Origin of the sequence: Aminobacter sp. J44 (assembly GCF_007829415.1) — a bacterium.
Taxonomy (GTDB): Bacteria; Pseudomonadota; Alphaproteobacteria; order Rhizobiales; family Rhizobiaceae; genus Aerobium.
This window is the reverse complement of the sequence record NZ_VLJG01000013.1, coordinates 43742-59223: the sequence shown is the minus strand read 5'-3', so window position 1 is coordinate 59223 and position 15482 is coordinate 43742. Positions and strand designations below refer to the sequence as shown.

The window sequence follows — 15482 nt, the reverse complement described above, 5'->3', positions numbered from 1 at the left end:
CTCCTGACAATCCGCGTCACGACGATGGGTTTGAGGGTACGTCGCATGAGATTGACTTTGTCCTTCCTGATCGCGACTGCGATCTCGGGTCTTGGCTTGCAGCAGGCAGCAGCAAGCGACCGCTACCGGGAGGCGCCGCCGCTGCTCGTCAGTCCCGATCTTTCCGCGCCATGGGTCATCCAGCTGCAGCGGGCCCCGCAGGGCCGCCCTGTTCACCGGGCAGAGCCCCGCCGCCAGCCGCAGCCGGCACCTACGCTCCGCGCCCGCGTTGCACCCGATCCGGTGGTGCGCTCGGGTGCCACGCCGAAGCCGAATATCGTTGCCCGCGAGCGCAAGCCGGACGAGGTGCGGACCGCCGCGCTGCCGAGCGCGCCGCGCGACATCCCAAAGCCGCGGGAGATCGATCCAAAATTCCTGCCGCAGGTTGTCGATTATGACGGCCCGCACAAGCCAGGCACGATCGTCATCAATACGCGCGAGCACTTCCTCTATCTTGTCGAGGAAGGCGGCAAGGCGCGCCGCTACGGCGTCGGCACCGGCAAGCCCGGCTTCGAGTGGGCGGGTACCCACAAGGTCACCCGCAAGGCCGAATGGCCGGACTGGCGCCCGCCCGCCGAAATGATCGCCCGCGAGAAGAAGAAGGGCCGCATCCTGCCGACCTTCGTGAAGGGTGGCCCTGAGAATCCGCTTGGCGCGCGAGCGCTTTATCTGGGCTCGACACTTTATCGCATTCATGGCACCAATCAGCCGCACACGATCCGCGGCAACGTGTCGTCCGGCTGCATCCGCATGCGCAACGAGGACGTGATCGACCTCTACGACCGCGTGCCGGTGGGGGCGACGGTGATCGTGATCTGAATATCCCGGAGGGGGGATGGCCGGTCAGGTTCGGGGACAAGCCTGACCGGGGCGCAGCGAAAGCTGCGACGCCAAGGGGCGGAATGGCATCGGCCATCCGTCCCTTTTCGTTTTTTGTGCCGGGGTTAAACGTCTTGGAGCGTCGCGATTTAGCGCAAGCTTGAGCCTGCCATGGTTCATGCCAGACGCCCCCTCCGCCGCCTTCGGCGGCACCTCCCCCGCTTCGCAGGGGAGGATCCCGGAACCGTTGCGCAAAGTTCTGCACGGCCGCGAGAGCATCAGCGTGCCGGCATGGATGGCCGGGTCAAGCCCGGCCATGACGAAGCGGAAATGATGCAGCGGTCCGATCCCTAGCTGCTGAAACGTTGCTGATTTTCCGGGCCCCTTCCTCTTCGTCATCCTCGCCAAGCCCGCGAAGCGGGCGCGAGCAGGGGATCCATGCCAGAGACGCTCCAAGATAAGCGGGGCCTGGCCGTGAGCTGCGACCTCAGGATCCTCCCCTGCGAAGCGGGGGAGGTGCCGCCGAAGGCGGCGGAGGGGGCTGCCGGATGCTGCATTTCAGATGCAGACGCTGCTTCTCAGCTGCTCTGCGCTTGCATTCAATGCACAGCGCCAACGACAGCTGCGGACCGTCGACCGTCCCTACCCCGCCGACGGCACACCCTCCGGCTTCCTTCCGCCATAGGCCCAGTCGAGCAGTTTTACCGTATGCACCACCGGCAACCTGGCCGCCGAGGCGATCTGGGTGATGCAGCCGATATTGCCGGTGGCGACGAGTGCAGCACCCGTCGCCTCGATGTTCTTCACCTTGCGCGCCTTGAGTTTTGCCGAAATCTCCGGCTGCAGGATGTTGTAGGTGCCGGCCGAGCCGCAGCAGAGGTGCCCTTCCGCCGGTTCCTTGACAATGAACCCTGCCTTCTGAAGCAGCTCCTTCGGCTGACGCACGACCTTCTGGCCGTGCTGCATCGAGCAGGCCGAGTGATAGGCAACGGTGAGGCCCGGACGGATCGCGGGCTCCGGCAATTCGATCGAGGCAAGGTACTCGGTGATGTCTTTCGCCAATGCAGACACGCGCGCGGCCTTTTCCGCATAGGCCGGATCGAGGCGCAGCATGAAGCCGTAATCCTTGATCGTCGTGCCGCAGCCGGAGGCGGTGATGATGATGGCGTCGAGCCCGCCATTGTCGATCTCGCGCGTCCAGGCGTCGACGTTGCGGCGGGCAGCTGCAAGCGACTCCTCCTCGCGGCCCATGTGGTGCACCAGCGCGCCGCAGCAGCCCTCGCCCTCAGGCACCACGACCTCGACGCCGATGCGGTTGAGCAGGGAAACGGTCGCGTCGTTGATGCCTGGCTCCAGCACCGACTGCGCGCAGCCGGTAAGGATGGCAACGCGGCCACGCCTCGTGCCGGCGGCGGCATGGGTCGCAGGCTCGGAGATCTTCGAGGCCGCCGGAACCGTCTCGGGCGCCAGCCGCAGCATGGCACCAAGCGGGCGCAGCGGCCGGACCTTGTCGAACAGCCCCGTGAACGGGCGTCCGAGCGCCGCCAGCTTCAGCGCTGCGCGGAACCGCGACGGGTAGGGCAGCACCGCCGCCAGAAGCGACCGGATCATGCGGTCGATCAGCGGGCGCCTGTAGGTCTTCTCGATATGCGTGCGGGCATGATCGACCAGGTGCATGTAGTTCACGCCCGACGGGCAGGTCGTCATGCAGGACAGGCACGACAGGCAGCGGTCGATGTGGGTGACGATCTCGTCATCGGCCGCACGACCGTTCTCGAGCATGTCCTTGATCAGGTAGATGCGCCCGCGCGGGCTGTCGAGCTCGTTGCCGAGCGTGACGAAGGTCGGGCAGGTCGCCGTGCAGAAGCCGCAGTGGACGCATTTGCGCAGGATGGATTCGGCCTCCGCGACGTGCGGATCGGCGAGCTGGGCGAGCGAAAAGTTGGTCTGCATCAGAAACCCATCCTGCCGGGATTGAGGATACCCTTAGGGTCGAATTGTTCCTTGAGGCGCTGCGACAGGGCGGCAAGGCCCCGCGCCGGCGGCTGGAACAAGGGAACGCCGTCGCGAACCATCGGATGCGCGCGAATGAGCGTTGCGTGCCCGCCGCCGAACTGCGCGATGAGGCGGCGCACGGCCTCCGCTTCCGGATAGGCCTCCATGCGCAGCCAGATCAGGCCGCCCTGCCAGTCGTAAAAGGCATCGACGGCTGCTTCCATGCGCAGCGCCATCACCATGCGGTGGCCTTCCGACGGCGTCATCGACACCCGCCAGACAGGGCGCGGGGTGCCGTCGGCGAAGGGCCGGCAGTCGCGGATCTCGCGCCAGAGTTTTCGCGACTCATCACCATCGATGCGCCCTTGCGTGCCCCTGCCCTGCAGGAGGGCGGCCAGGCGCTCGAAACGGTAGTCGACCGAGGGGCCAAAGCCTTCGAGGCGCAGCAGGGTCGAGCCCTTGCCGCGCAAGGCGCCGTCGAGCACGCGGCCGGTGACGCTTTCGGGCAGATGCGCGGCGGACGCGACCTCGCCGCTCGAGCCCATCGCGATCGACATCGCTTCCGCCGCCTGTTCTTCGGTCAGGCCGCGCAGGACGAGCGTTGCTTCCGTCTCCGCGCGAGGCATGACCTTGAAGGTGACGTCGGTGACGACGGCAAGCGTGCCCCAGGAACCTGCCATGGCCTTGGAAAGATCATAGCCGGTGACGTTCTTGACGACGCGCCCGCCCGACTTGAACGCTTCGCCTCGACCGGAGACGGCATGAATGCCGAGGATGTGGTCGCGCGCGGCACCCGCCTTCAGCCGGCGCGGGCCGGAAAGGTTGGCCGCCAGCACGCCACCGATCGTACCGCGGCCCTCAGCCTCGCCGAGCAGCGGGCCGTAGTCGAGCGGCTCGAACTGGAGCTCCTGGTTGTGCTCGGCCAGCAGCGCCTCGATCTCGGCGAGCGGCGTTCCGGCGCGCGCCGAAAGCACCAGTTCCTCCGGCTCATAGAGCGTGACACCTGTCAGCTTCGACAGGTCGATCTGGTGCTCGGTCTGGGTGACATGGCCGATCCCGCGCTTCGACCCGTGCCCCAGCACCTCGACGGGTGTTTCCTCTGCGGCCGCCCAGCGGACGGTCTCGAGCACTTCTTCCGGTGTGGTTGGCGTGAAACGGGTCATCAGAATCTCGGAATGTCCGGAAAGGCGATCTGGCCGCGATGCACGTGCATGCGGCCAAGCTCGGCGCAGCGGTGCAGCTGCGGGAACACCTTGCCGGGGTTGAGCAGATGGTTGGGGTCGAAGGCGCACTTGACCCGGATCTGCTGGTTGAGGTCGTCCTCGGAAAACATTTCTGGCATCAGGTCGCGCTTTTCGACGCCAACGCCGTGCTCGCCAGTCAGAACACCGCCGACCTTCACGCAGAGCCGCAGGATGTCGGCGCCAAACGCCTCGGCACGCTCCAACTCGTCGTCCTTGTTGGCGTCGTAGAGGATCAGCGGATGCAGATTGCCATCGCCGGCGTGGAAGACGTTGGCGACGCGCAGGCGATGCTTTTCCGAGAGCTCGCGCATACCAGCCAGCACCTTCGGCAGTTCCTTGCGCGGAATGGTGCCGTCCATGCAGAGATAATCGGGCGAGATGCGGCCGACTGCCGGGAACGCGGCCTTGCGGCCGGCCCAGAAGGTCATGCGCTCGGCTTCGGAATTCGAGACGAGACAGGTGGTCGAGCCGTTCGCTCTGGCAAGCGTTTCGACGCGCTGGATCAGGTGGTCGACCTCGGCCGCCGGGCCGTCGAGCTCGACGATCAGCAGCGCCTCGACATCGAGCGGATAGCCGGCGTGAACAAAGTCTTCGGCCGCGTGGATCGCGGGCCGGTCCATCATCTCCATGCCGCCGGGAATGATGCCCGCGCCGATGATGTCGGCAACGCACTGGCCGGCCTGCTCACTCGACGGAAAGCCGAGCAGCACGGCGCGCGCCGTCTCCGGCTTCTTGAGGATACGGACCGTGACCTCGGTGACGACGCCAAGCAGGCCTTCCGAGCCGGTCATGATGCCGAGAAGGTCATAGCCCTCCGCGTCGAGATGCTTGCCGCCAATGCGCACCACCTCGCCGTTCATCAACACCATCTCAATGCCGAGCACGTTGTTGGCGGTGAGGCCGTATTTCAGCGAGTGCACGCCGCCGGAATTTTCGGCGATGTTGCCGCCGATCGAGCAGGCGATCTGCGACGACGGGTCCGGCGCGTAGTAGAAGCCCTCGTGCTGGACGGAATTGGTGATGCCGAGATTGGTCACGCCCGGCTGCGCGGTCACCGTGCGGTTGGCGTAGTCGATGTCGAGGATGCGGTTGAAGCGGGTCATCACCAGCAGCACCGCGTCGCCCAGCGGCAGCGCACCGCCCGACAGCGACGTGCCCGAGCCGCGCGGCACGACGCGGATATTGCGGTCGTGGCAATATTTCAGGATGCGCGAGACCTGCTGTACCGTCTCCGGCAGGACAACGACCAGCGGCATCTGGCGGTAAGCGGTCAGCGCGTCCGTCTCGAACGGGCGCATGCCGTTCTCGGTGTGAACGACGCCCTCGCCCGGGACGATGATCTTCATGTCGGCGATGATTTCATCGCGGCGGGCGATTGTCTGCGCGTTGAGCGCGGGCATGACGAGACCGGACATCGGCAAACTCCGAAAGTGGTAAAATCTCTTTACCAGTGTGCGCCGCAGACGGCAATCCACGAACGCATTCATGCACCGCGACGCCGTGACGCTTCGCCAACCGGATAATAAATTTGACCGGTCGGCACCCACTTCTTATACTTGGCCACAAAGAACGGGCCTCATAAGCCGTGAACGAGATATTCTCCCGCGTTACCCACTCCCGCACCGCCGACGACGTGATCGGCCAGGTCGAGATGCTGATTCTCGAGGGCGTCGTGCGCCCCGGCGACAAGCTGCCGGGCGAGCGCGAGCTGGCGCGGCAGTTTGACGTGTCGCGGCCCATTGTACGCGATGCGCTCAAGGAACTCGAACAACGCGGGCTGGTTGTGACGCGGCCGGGCGGCGGCACCCACGTCGCTGACGTCATCGGCGAGGTGTTCGCGCCGCCGGTGATGGACCTCATTGCCGGCAATCGCAAGGCCGCGGCCGATTATCTCGAATACCGCCGGGAAATCGAAGGCGTCGCAGCCGAGTTCGCCGCGCGCCGTGCAACCGAGGACGACCGTGCCCTGCTTGCACGCATCATGCAGCGGATGGAGGAGGCCAACGCCAGCGGCAATTTCGAGGACGAGGTTGCCATCGACGTCGAGTTCCACAACGCGGTCGGCGAGTGCGCGCACAACATCATTCTCCTCCACACGCTGCGCTCCTGCTACCGGCTGCTGGCCGACGGCGTCTTTCTCAGCCGCACCTTGATCTACAAGACCCCGGCGACGCAGGAGGTGCTGCTTGCCCAGCACCGAGCGATCTACGACGCCATCGTCGCCGGCGATCCCGATGCCGCGCGCGAGGCGGCGCGGGCGCATATCGACTATGTCGAGCGGGCAATGAATGAAGCCGAGCGGAGTGGCGAATGGCAGCGCGTCTCGCGCCTGCGCCTTCGCCAGCGCGGCGGTTAGGCGAGCGGCAATGGGGCTATCAGAAAACCTTCGTCCGCGCGTGGGCCTGTTCACCACGTGCCTGGTCGAGTCGTTCCGGCCGGCCGTTGGCTACGCCGCGATCAGGCTGTTGCAAGAGGCCGGTTGCCGGGTTGAAGTGCCAGAGGCGCAGCACTGCTGCGGCCGCCCTGCCCTGCGAGCGGATGACCTCGACGATTTGCGTGGCCATGCCGAACGGGTGATCGACACCTTCGACGGCTATGATTTCGTCGTTGCGCCTTCCCCCTCCTGCGCGAGCGTTTTGAAGCGCTATGCCGCGCTCCTTGCCGATGAGCCGGAATGGGCGGAACGCGCCGCACGCTTCTCCGAAAAGGCCTATGAGCTGACGGCGTTCCTCGCCGACGTGATGCAGGCTGAACCCGGCTCGACACGCGTCGATGCAAGCATTGCGCTGCACGACAGCTGCACGGCACTCGGAGAACTCGGCATCCGCGAACAACCGCGCGCGCTGCTTTCGGCAGTCGAGGGCGTCGCGCTCCGGGAGCTTCCCGGCGCCGCAAAATGCTGCGGCTTCGGCGCCAGCGCCTGCTCATCCTCTTCCGCCGCGCTCACCGACGACATTCGTGACGCAGGCGCCGGCATGCTGGTTTCCAGCGAACTCGGCTGCCTGCTTGGCATTGCCCGCAAGCTCAAGCGGGATGGTTCGGCAATCGAGGTTCGGCACATTGCCGAAGTTCTTGCCGGCATGAACGAGACACCGCCGATCGGCGGCGCGACCAGACAAATCCGAACATGAATGAGGCAAGGATGGACAAGTACCTGACTATCGCCGACCTGAAGGAGTGCGCGCGCCGCCGTGTGCCGAAGATGTTCTTCGACTACGCCGACTCGGGCGCATGGACGGAAGGCACCTACCGGGCCAACGAGGAAGATTTTCAGAAGATCAAGCTGCGTCAGCGCGTACTGGTCGACATGACCAACCGCTCGCTGAAGACGACCATGGTCGGCCAGGAAGTTTCGATGCCGGTCGCGCTCGCGCCGACGGGCCTCACAGGCATGCAGCACGCCGACGGTGAGATGCTCGCGGCCCGGGCCGCTGAGGAGTTCGGCGTGCCGTTCACGCTGTCGACCATGAGCATCTGCTCGATCGAAGACGTCGCCTCGGTCACGAAGAAGCCGTTCTGGTTCCAGCTCTACGTGATGCGCGACCGCGACTTCGTGGCCGACCTGATCGACCGCGCCAAGGCGGCGAAATGCTCTGCGCTGGTGCTCACCGCCGACCTGCAGATCCTCGGCCAGCGCCACAAGGATTTGCGCAACGGCCTGTCCGCGCCGCCCAAGTTCACGCCCAGGCACATCTGGCAGATGGCGACCCGCCCAGCCTGGTGCATGGGCATGCTCGGCACCAGCCGCCGCACCTTCCGCAACATCGCCGGCCACGTGAAGAACGTGACGGACCTGTCCTCTCTTTCATCGTGGACCGCCGAGCAGTTCGATCCGCAGCTGTCGTGGAAGGACGTTGCCTGGATCAAGGAACGCTGGGGCGGCAAGCTGATCATCAAGGGCATCCTCGACGTCGAGGACGCGAAGATGGCGGCCAACACGGGCGCCGACGCGATCATCGTCTCCAACCATGGCGGCCGCCAGCTGGACGGCGCGCCGTCGTCGATCTCGGTGCTGCCGGAGATCGTCGATGCGGTCGGCGACCGCATCGAGGTCCATATCGACGGCGGTATTCGCTCCGGCCAGGACGTGCTCAAGGCGCTGTGCCTCGGCGCGAAGGGCACTTTCATCGGCCGCCCGTTCCTCTATGGCCTCGGCGCCGGGGGCAAGGCGGGCGTCACGCGCGCGCTCGAGATCATCCGTCGCGAGCTCGACATCACGCTGGCACTCTGTGGCAAACGCGACATCCGCGATGCAGGACCAGACATGCTCTACAAGCCGAGGGAACGCGGCTAGACTGGGGGCATGAACCTCGGCAAGGGCATCGACTATACGAACGCGACAGGTCCCGATGGCATACGCATCTATGCCATCGGCGACGTGCATGGCCGCTTCGATTGCCTGAGCCGGATGCACGAGATGATCGCGGACGAGATCGCCCGCGATCACATCGCTGACTGGCGCATCATCCATCTTGGCGACTATGCGGACCGTGGGCCGCAGTCACGCGAAGTGCTGGATTTCCTGGCGAGGGCTTCAGCGCGCGACGAGCGGATCATTGCCCTCTGCGGCAATCACGATGAGGGCTTCCTCGACTTCCTCGCCAATCCGCAGGACGCCTATCTCTTCATCGACTATGGCGGATTCGACACGGCCGCGTCCTACGGCGTGGAGCTAAGAACGATGCGGCGCGACGAGCTCTTCGAGAGCCATTGCCAGCTTCTTTCGGCGATGCCGGACTCGCACCTGCAGTTCCTGCGCGACCTGAAGCACTCCGTCACGTTCGGCGACTTCTTCTTCTGCCATGCGGGTGTGCGGCCGGGCGTCGCGCTCGACTCGCAGTCGACGCACGATCTGTGCTGGATCCGGGGCGAGTTCCACAACCACCGCGGCCTGTACGACAAGGTCATCGTGCACGGGCACACGCCGTGCCGCGAGCCGGAGGTGCTGCCCAGCCGCGTCAACGTCGACACGAAGGCATTCGCCACCGGCAGGCTGACGGCACTGGTGATAGACGGAAAGGAAAAGCGCTTTATCGCGACCGATCTCGGCCGCTAGCCAGGCTCAGCGATCAGCGGGCTTCCGCGACCCCGTAGCCATCGACCACGCGGTGGCCGCTTGCGGCATCTGCGGAATAAATGGCTGCGCCCCACATCAGAATGCCGGACAGCATGAACACGGACAAAAATGCGGCTTTCACGGGGGTCATCTCGGTTGCTTCTCAGCGGAGTTTTAGGGCGCCTTGGTTACGATCCGGTTAGGACGTGGCGCGAGGTTGGGGGGCTCATAATCCTGCTTTGAGGCAAACTCCATAGCCCCCGCTTTGGTTTCATCTGGATATTTTGCAGAGTTGCTGAAATGCAACTGCGTCCTCTCCTTGCCGCTCTTCCTCTTATCGGGTAGGAAACCGGCGCTCATTCGGCACAAGATCTCCAACACAGAACGGACGGAATACGGCGATGGCTGAGAAGGCGGAAAAGATGAAGGCGCGGCTCCCGCGGGGCTTCGTCGATCGCCATTCGGCCGACATCCGCGCGGTCGACGCCATGACCGCGAAAATCCGTGCGGTCTACGAGCTCTACGGCTTCGAGCCGATCGAGCAGCCGATGATCGAATACACCGACGCGCTCGGCAAGTTCCTGCCCGACCAGGACCGCCCCAACGAAGGCGTCTTCTCTTTCCAGGACGATGACGAGCAGTGGCTGTCGCTGCGCTACGACCTGACCGCGCCGATGGCGCGCTTCGTCGCCGAAAACTTCGAGTCGATCCCGAAGCCGTTCCGCTCCTACCGCTCCGGCTACGTGTTCCGCAACGAGAAGCCGGGCCCGGGCCGCTTCCGCCAGTTCATGCAGTTCGACGCCGACATCGTCGGAACGCCGGGCCTCGCCGCTGACGCCGAAATGGCGATGATGATGGCAGACACGCTCGAGGCGGTCGGCATCAAGCGCGGCGACTACGTGATCCGCATCAACAACCGCAAGGTGCTCGACGGCGTGCTCGAGTCGATTGGCCTCGGCGGCGACGAGAACGCAGGCCGCCGCCTGACCGTCCTGCGCGCCATCGACAAGCTCGACAAGTTCGGGCCGGAAGGCGTGCGCCTGCTCCTCGGCAAGGGCCGCCTCGACGAAAGCGGCGACTTTACCAAGGGCGCCCAGCTCGACGACGACGCCATCTCCAAGGTGCTCGCCTATATCGAAACCGGCGAGGTTGCCGGCAACGAGGGCGTTGAGGAACTCGCCCAGATCCGCGAGCTGATCGCGGCTGCCGGCTATGATGACGGCCGCATCAAGATCGACCCGTCGGTCGTGCGCGGCCTCGAATACTACACCGGCCCGGTCTACGAGGCCGAGCTGCTGTTCGAGGTGCCGAACGACCAGGGCGAGATCGTCCGCTTCGGCTCGGTCGCCGGCGGCGGGCCCGTCCCGGCCACCGGTTTCTCGATCGGCGTGTCGCGCCTGACGGCCGCGCTCAAGAACCTCGGCAAGCTCGAAAACACCGATGTGACCGCTCCGGTCGTTGTCCTCGTCATGGACAAGGACACCGAGTCGCTTGGCCGCTACCAGAAGATGGTGTCGGCGCTGCGCCAGGCGGGCATCCGCGCCGAGATGTATCTCGGCGGCTCGGGTATGAAGGCGCAGATGAAGTACGCCGACCGTCGCGGCGCGCCGTGCGTCGTCATCCAGGGCGGCGACGAGCGCGCAAATGGCGAAGTGCAGATCAAGGACCTTGTTGCCGGCGCCAAGGCCGCGGCCAAAATCACCGACAACACCGAATGGCGCGCCAGCCGCCCGGCCCAGTTCTCCGTCAAGGAAGAGGAGCTGGTCGCCGCAGTCCGGGGCGTTCTCGAAGCGCAGAAGGCCGAGCAAAGCGGGGCGCAATGATCCAGCGCCTGCCACCCTTTGCCGCCGACATCCTCGCTCTGTTCGATGAACGCGGCGCGACCCGCACCGAGGTCGCCGTGCTGCAGCCGGCAGACCCCTTTCTCGACATGGCGGGCGAGGACCTGCGCCGCCGCATCTTCCTGACCGAAAGCGAGACCGGGCAGACGCTCTGCCTGCGTCCGGAATTCACCATTCCGGTCTGCCTCGACCACATTGCCTCGCAGGCCGGCACCCCGCGCCGTTATGCCTATCTCGGCAACGTGTTCCGCCAGCGCCGCGACGGCGAGGCGGAATTCCTGCAGGCCGGGATCGAGGATCTCGGCGAGACGGACATTGCCAAAGCAGACGCCCGTTCCGTTGCCGACGCGCACGCGCTGATCTCGCGCACGCTTCCCGGCGTGCCGCTGAAGATCACGCTTGGCGACCAGCGCGTGTTCGAAGCGGTGCTTGCTGCTCTTGGGCTGCCGCGCGGCTGGCAGAAGCGCCTTGCGCGCGCCTTCGGTTCGGCACCGCAGCTTGCCAGCGCGCTCGAAGACCTTGCGAACCCGTCGCACTCGGCGACCACCGACCAGAAGGCGGCGGAACTGATCGCCATGGGCGACCACGACGGGCTGGTGCGCTATGTGACCGAGCGAATGGAGGAAGCAGGGCTTTCCGCCTCCGCCGGCCGCACGCCGCAGGAAATCGCCCAGCGCCTCACCGAAAAGCAGCAGCTGCGCAGCGTGCGCCTGTCGAAGGAAGCGCTCGACGCGCTGAAGACCTTCCTCGCCATCCGCGCGCCGCTGGAGCAGGCGACCGACGCGCTCGAAGCCTTCGCGAAGGACACCGGCGTGTCGCTGGGCTCGGCGATGGAGCTGTTCTGCGCCCGCGCGGCGGCGATCGCCGCGCATGAGTTGCCGCAAGGGCTGGTCGTCTACGACGCCGCCTTCGGCCGCCCGCTCGACTACTACACCGGCCTCGTCTTCGAGATCACCTCGGGCGACGGACGCCCGCTGATCGGCGGCCGCTACGACCGCCTGCTCACCATGCTGGGCGCGAAGGAGCCGATCCCCGGCGTCGGCTTCTCGGTGTGGCTCGACCGCATCGCCAACCTCAGGGGAGACGCGGCATGACGATCACGATCGCCCTCCCCTCCAAGGGCCGCCTCAAGGACGAGTCGATCGCCTCGCTCGAACGTGCGGGGCTGAAGGTCAACGCGCCGACCGATGCACGCAGCTACCGCGCCACGGTCGAGGGCCGCAGCGACGTTGAGATCGCCTTCATGTCGGCCTCGGAGATCGCGCGCGAGCTTGGCGCCGGCACGATCGACCTCGGCGTTACCGGCGAGGACCTGGTGCAGGAAACCATCGCCGACTGGGAGAACCGCGTCGCCATCGGCGCACGGCTCGGTTTTGGCCGTGCCGACGTCATCGTTGCGGTGCCGGAAGCCTGGCTCGACGTCGACACAATGGCCGACCTCGATGACGTGGCAGCAGAATTCCGCCAGCGGCATGGCCGCCGGCTGCGGATTGCGACGAAGTACTGGCGGCTGACGCAAAGGTTTTTCTCCAGCCAGCACGGAATCCAGGTCTATCGCATCGTCGAAAGCCTCGGCGCGACCGAGGGCGCCCCGGCGGCAGGCTCGGCAGACGTCATCGTCGACATCACCTCGACCGGCTCGACGCTGCGCGCGAACAAGCTGAAGATTCTCGAGGATGGCGTCATTCTGCGCTCGGAAGCCTGCCTGGTGCAGTCGCTCAAGCCGCGCAACGCCGAGGACGAGGCAACGATCACCTCGGTCTTCGCGGCGCTGAACGGCAGGTAGTCTCCACCGCTTCGTTCTACGGCAAACGTTCCGGCATGGATCCTCGGCTCAAGGCCGAGGATGACGAAGGCTGAGATCTGGCGCGCAAAAGCCGTGAGATGAGCGCACCCCTCTCCACTACCGACCTTCACGCCTGCCTCTCCTTCTTCGTCATGCCCCGGCTCGACCGGGGCATCCAGGCCTGAACCTCTCCACTCGCAACGCGTCCGAAGCCAGGCGCAAATCAGACCCGCGCCCACAGACAAAAAAGGCCCGGATCGCTCCGGGCCTTTCGTGTTCAGTGCTGCAGCCGCCTAGCGCTTGTCGACCGACAGCGCGCCGGGGCCTGCGGCGATAAGGGCGAGGAAGCCGCCGGCAACGGCAATGTTCTTCCAGAACACCGTCATTTCCGCCGGGAAGTGGCCGATGAAGGCGGTGGCGACACAGAAGGCGATGAACGCCCACGAGACGAGGCGCGTCTGGAAGCCGATGACGAGGGCAATGCCGCCGAGGACCTTGAGGGCGATGACCAGCCAGGTCACGACCAGCGGCATCGGCATGCCGAGGCTGCCGAGGKAGCCGGCAAAWCCAGCCGCACCGAAGATCATCGGGAAGCCCGAGACGAGGAACATCAGCGCCAGCAGAATGCGGGCAGCAAGAAGAAGAATATCGTTGGCGTTGGACATGCAAAGGCTCTCCGTTTGGTCCCGCCGGAAATAAAGCTTTCCGACGCAACAACAAGCCAGCTAATGCCGAACTCATCGTTCACAAAAAGAGAACGGCAGGTAAACGGTCGTTCACAGATTTTTGTGTTGCTCAGCCCGGACGAGTCATCGCCTCCGGGCGCACGATCGCGTCATACTCTTCCGCCGTCACCAGCCCGGTCGCCAGCGCTTCCTCGCGCAGCGTGGTGCCATTCTTGTGCGCGGTCTTGGCGATCTTTGCCGCATTGTCGTAGCCGATCTTCGGCGCCAGCGCCGTGACCAGCATCAGCGAGCGCTCGACGCCTGCCCGGATGTTGTCCTCGCGCGGCTCTATGCCAACCACGCAATTATCGGTGAAGGAGACGGCCGCGTCGGCCATCAGCCGCACCGACTGCAGGAAGTTGTAGGCCATCACCGGGTTGTAGACGTTGAGCTCGAAATGGCCCTGGCTGCCGGCGAAGGTGAGCGCGGCGTGGTTGCCGAAGATCTGCACACAGACCTGCGTCATCGCCTCGCACTGGGTGGGGTTCACCTTGCCCGGCATGATCGACGAGCCCGGCTCGTTTTCCGGTAGCGCCAGCTCGCCGAGACCCGCGCGCGGGCCGGAGCCGAGGAAGCGGATGTCGTTGGCGATCTTGAACAGCGAGGCCGCGACCGTGTTGATCGCGCCGTGCGAGAACACCATCGCGTCGTGTGCCGCCAGCGCCTCGAACTTGTTCGGCGCCGAGGTGAACGGCAGGCCGGTGATCGACGCGATCCGTTCCGCCACCTTCTCGGCAAAGCCGATCGGCGCGTTGAGGCCGGTGCCGACAGCGGTGCCGCCCTGCGCGAGCTGCATCAGGCCGGGAAGCGTAGATTCGATGCGGGCGATGCCGTTCGCGACCTGCGCCGCGTAGCCCGAAAACTCCTGGCCGAGCGTCAGCGGGGTCGCGTCCTGCGTGTGGGTGCGGCCGATCTTGATGATGTGGTTCCAGGCCTGCGCCTTGGCGTCGAGCGCGGCGTGCAGCTTCTTCAGCGCCGGCAGCAGGCGGTGAACGATCTCCTCAGCACAGGCAACATGCATCGCTGTCGGATAGGTGTCGTTCGAAGACTGGCTCATGTTGACGTGGTCGTTGGGATGGACCGGCTTCTTCGAGCCCTTCTCGCCGCCAAGCATCTCGATCGCGCGGTTCGAGATCACCTCGTTGGCGTTCATGTTCGACTGCGTGCCCGAACCGGTCTGCCAGACGACCAGCGGGAAATGATCGTCGAGCTTGCCGTCGATTACCTCCTGCGCCGCGGCGATGATGGCGTCGGCAAGTTGTGCGTCCAGCTTGCTGAGCTCGCGGTTGGCTTCGGCGGCGGCGCGCTTGACGATGCCGAGCGCACGGATGACCGGCTGCGGCTGCTTTTCCCAGCCGATCTTGAAATTGCCCAGCGAACGCTGCGCCTGCGCGCCCCAGTAGCGATCGGCGGGAACCTCAATCGGGCCAAAGGTATCTGTTTCGGTGCGGGTACTGCTCATGTCGGTCTCCAGTTCAGAGCCGTCCTTGGCTTGCTCGTCCGTTGGCTGGCGAGGCCGGCAGTGGGTGGTCAAATCTGGTCGATCAGCCACAGTACTGCTGCATACCGCGCCGTCTTGGCGATTGCCACCACCAAAAGAAACACCGGAAACGGCGTGCGCAGCAAGCCGGCAACGACCGTCAGAGGATCACCTATGACCGGCAGCCAGGAAAGCAACAGGCTCGGCCAGCCACTCGCGCGTTCCAACTGGGCGGGCGAAACCGGGAACCAGCGGCGGTCCGAAAAACGGGAGAGATAGCGGCCGAGAATCCAGTTGACGCACGATCCGGTGATGTTGCCGATGCTGGCGATTGCAAGCAGCATCCCCGCAGGCCGCACTTCGGCGGCATGCATTGCCGCCAGCACCGCCTCCGACGCACCGGGCAGGATCGTCGCCGAGGTGAAGGCGGAAAGCGCAAGGCCAATGAGGGAAGCGTCGGTGAGCACCGGACGTGGTTAGCTGGCAGGCAGCAGCAG

Annotated in this window: 15 protein-coding genes; 8 read left to right on the top strand and 7 right to left on the bottom strand. The window is 65.5% G+C overall.

The window, feature by feature from the left end:
- Nucleotides 1–45: 45 nt before the first annotated feature.
- Complete coding sequence (locus L610_RS07065) at nucleotides 46–858, top strand: L,D-transpeptidase (protein WP_144703819.1); 813 nt, start codon at nucleotides 46–48, stop codon at nucleotides 856–858.
- 642 nt (nucleotides 859–1500) lie between these two features.
- Here the strand turns inward: L610_RS07065 and glcF are convergent.
- The 3 genes from glcF to L610_RS07050 are packed head-to-tail and all read right to left on the bottom strand — an operon-like array spanning nucleotide 1501 to nucleotide 5512.
- The gene (gene glcF, locus L610_RS07060) at nucleotides 1501–2811 is read right to left on the bottom strand and encodes a glycolate oxidase subunit GlcF (protein ID WP_024848643.1); all 1311 of its coding nucleotides are present in this window, start codon (nucleotides 2809–2811) and stop codon (nucleotides 1501–1503) included.
- Nucleotides 2811–4016 (bottom strand): glycolate oxidase subunit GlcE, encoded by a 1206-nt coding sequence (gene glcE, locus L610_RS07055; RefSeq protein WP_144703816.1) that lies wholly within the window; start codon nucleotides 4014–4016, stop codon nucleotides 2811–2813. Before glcE ends, glcF begins: the two co-directional genes overlap by 1 nt.
- Complete coding sequence (locus tag L610_RS07050; protein WP_024848641.1) at nucleotides 4016–5512, bottom strand: FAD-linked oxidase C-terminal domain-containing protein; 1497 nt, start codon at nucleotides 5510–5512, stop codon at nucleotides 4016–4018. The genes glcE and L610_RS07050 overlap by 1 nt, the downstream gene beginning before the upstream one ends.
- 170 nt (nucleotides 5513–5682) lie before the next feature.
- Here L610_RS07050 and L610_RS07045 point away from each other — a divergent pair, with 170 nt between their 5' ends.
- From L610_RS07045 to L610_RS07030, 4 genes are read left to right on the top strand one after another with little or no spacing between them, the layout of a single operon-like run.
- Nucleotides 5683–6453 carry an FCD domain-containing protein gene (locus tag L610_RS07045; protein WP_144703812.1) on the top strand — a complete coding sequence of 257 codons (771 nt, stop codon included), beginning with the start codon at nucleotides 5683–5685 and terminating at the stop codon, nucleotides 6451–6453.
- 10 nt (nucleotides 6454–6463) lie between these two features.
- On the top strand, nucleotides 6464–7228 hold the full coding sequence (locus tag L610_RS07040; protein WP_024848640.1) for a (Fe-S)-binding protein: 765 nt from the start codon (nucleotides 6464–6466) through the stop codon (nucleotides 7226–7228).
- An 11-nt stretch (nucleotides 7229–7239) separates the two neighbouring features.
- Nucleotides 7240–8391 (top strand): alpha-hydroxy acid oxidase, encoded by a 1152-nt coding sequence (locus L610_RS07035; protein ID WP_024848639.1) that lies wholly within the window; start codon nucleotides 7240–7242, stop codon nucleotides 8389–8391.
- 9 nt (nucleotides 8392–8400) lie between these two features.
- Nucleotides 8401–9153, top strand: a complete 753-nt coding sequence (locus L610_RS07030) for a metallophosphoesterase (RefSeq protein ID WP_024848638.1) — start codon at nucleotides 8401–8403, stop codon at nucleotides 9151–9153.
- 13 nt (nucleotides 9154–9166) lie between these two features.
- On the opposite strand, the gene L610_RS20185 is transcribed toward L610_RS07030, so the two are convergent.
- The gene (locus L610_RS20185) at nucleotides 9167–9304 is read right to left on the bottom strand and encodes a hypothetical protein (protein WP_186441378.1); all 138 of its coding nucleotides are present in this window, start codon (nucleotides 9302–9304) and stop codon (nucleotides 9167–9169) included.
- A 250-nt stretch (nucleotides 9305–9554) separates the two neighbouring features.
- Here L610_RS20185 and hisS point away from each other — a divergent pair, with 250 nt between their 5' ends.
- The 3 genes from hisS to hisG are packed head-to-tail and all read left to right on the top strand — an operon-like array spanning nucleotide 9555 to nucleotide 12780.
- Nucleotides 9555–10976, top strand: coding sequence for a histidine--tRNA ligase (hisS, locus tag L610_RS07025; RefSeq protein WP_144703810.1), 1422 nt, complete (start codon nucleotides 9555–9557; stop codon nucleotides 10974–10976).
- Nucleotides 10973–12088: an ATP phosphoribosyltransferase regulatory subunit gene (locus L610_RS07020; RefSeq protein ID WP_144703808.1), complete on the top strand. Its 1116-nt coding sequence runs from the start codon at nucleotides 10973–10975 to the stop codon at nucleotides 12086–12088. Before hisS ends, L610_RS07020 begins: the two co-directional genes overlap by 4 nt.
- The gene (gene hisG, locus L610_RS07015; protein WP_024848634.1) at nucleotides 12085–12780 is read left to right on the top strand and encodes an ATP phosphoribosyltransferase; all 696 of its coding nucleotides are present in this window, start codon (nucleotides 12085–12087) and stop codon (nucleotides 12778–12780) included. The genes L610_RS07020 and hisG overlap by 4 nt, the downstream gene beginning before the upstream one ends.
- Before the next feature lie 293 nt (nucleotides 12781–13073).
- Here hisG and L610_RS07010 read toward each other — a convergent pair whose 3' ends face one another.
- The 3 genes from L610_RS07010 to L610_RS07000 form a co-directional block, all read right to left on the bottom strand.
- The gene (locus L610_RS07010; RefSeq protein WP_144703806.1) at nucleotides 13074–13445 is read right to left on the bottom strand and encodes a DoxX family protein; all 372 of its coding nucleotides are present in this window, start codon (nucleotides 13443–13445) and stop codon (nucleotides 13074–13076) included.
- A gap of 130 nt (nucleotides 13446–13575) precedes the next feature.
- Nucleotides 13576–14967, bottom strand: coding sequence for a class II fumarate hydratase (gene fumC / locus L610_RS07005; protein ID WP_024848633.1), 1392 nt, complete (start codon nucleotides 14965–14967; stop codon nucleotides 13576–13578).
- A gap of 68 nt (nucleotides 14968–15035) precedes the next feature.
- Nucleotides 15036–15452, bottom strand: coding sequence for a YqaA family protein (locus tag L610_RS07000; protein WP_246658950.1), 417 nt, complete (start codon nucleotides 15450–15452; stop codon nucleotides 15036–15038).
- Between the last annotated feature and the right edge of the window lie 30 nt (nucleotides 15453–15482).

Excerpts from the sequence above, each read along its gene's own strand:
- L610_RS07065 (WP_144703819.1), top strand. The coding sequence starts at position 46 with ATGAGATTGACTTTGTCCTTCCTGATCGCGACTGCGATCTCGGGTCTT.
- glcF (WP_024848643.1), bottom strand. The coding sequence starts at position 2,811 with ATGCAGACCAACTTTTCGCTCGCCCAGCTCGCCGATCCGCACGTCGCG.
- glcE (WP_144703816.1), bottom strand. The coding sequence starts at position 4,016 with ATGACCCGTTTCACGCCAACCACACCGGAAGAAGTGCTCGAGACCGTC.
- L610_RS07050 (WP_024848641.1), bottom strand. The coding sequence starts at position 5,512 with ATGTCCGGTCTCGTCATGCCCGCGCTCAACGCGCAGACAATCGCCCGC.
- L610_RS07040 (WP_024848640.1), top strand. The coding sequence starts at position 6,464 with ATGGGGCTATCAGAAAACCTTCGTCCGCGCGTGGGCCTGTTCACCACG.
- L610_RS07035 (WP_024848639.1), top strand. The coding sequence starts at position 7,240 with ATGGACAAGTACCTGACTATCGCCGACCTGAAGGAGTGCGCGCGCCGC.
- L610_RS07030 (WP_024848638.1), top strand. The coding sequence starts at position 8,401 with ATGAACCTCGGCAAGGGCATCGACTATACGAACGCGACAGGTCCCGAT.
- L610_RS20185 (WP_186441378.1), bottom strand. The coding sequence starts at position 9,304 with ATGACCCCCGTGAAAGCCGCATTTTTGTCCGTGTTCATGCTGTCCGGC.
- hisS (WP_144703810.1), top strand. The coding sequence starts at position 9,555 with ATGGCTGAGAAGGCGGAAAAGATGAAGGCGCGGCTCCCGCGGGGCTTC.
- L610_RS07020 (WP_144703808.1), top strand. The coding sequence starts at position 10,973 with ATGATCCAGCGCCTGCCACCCTTTGCCGCCGACATCCTCGCTCTGTTC.
- hisG (WP_024848634.1), top strand. The coding sequence starts at position 12,085 with ATGACGATCACGATCGCCCTCCCCTCCAAGGGCCGCCTCAAGGACGAG.
- fumC (WP_024848633.1), bottom strand. The coding sequence starts at position 14,967 with ATGAGCAGTACCCGCACCGAAACAGATACCTTTGGCCCGATTGAGGTT.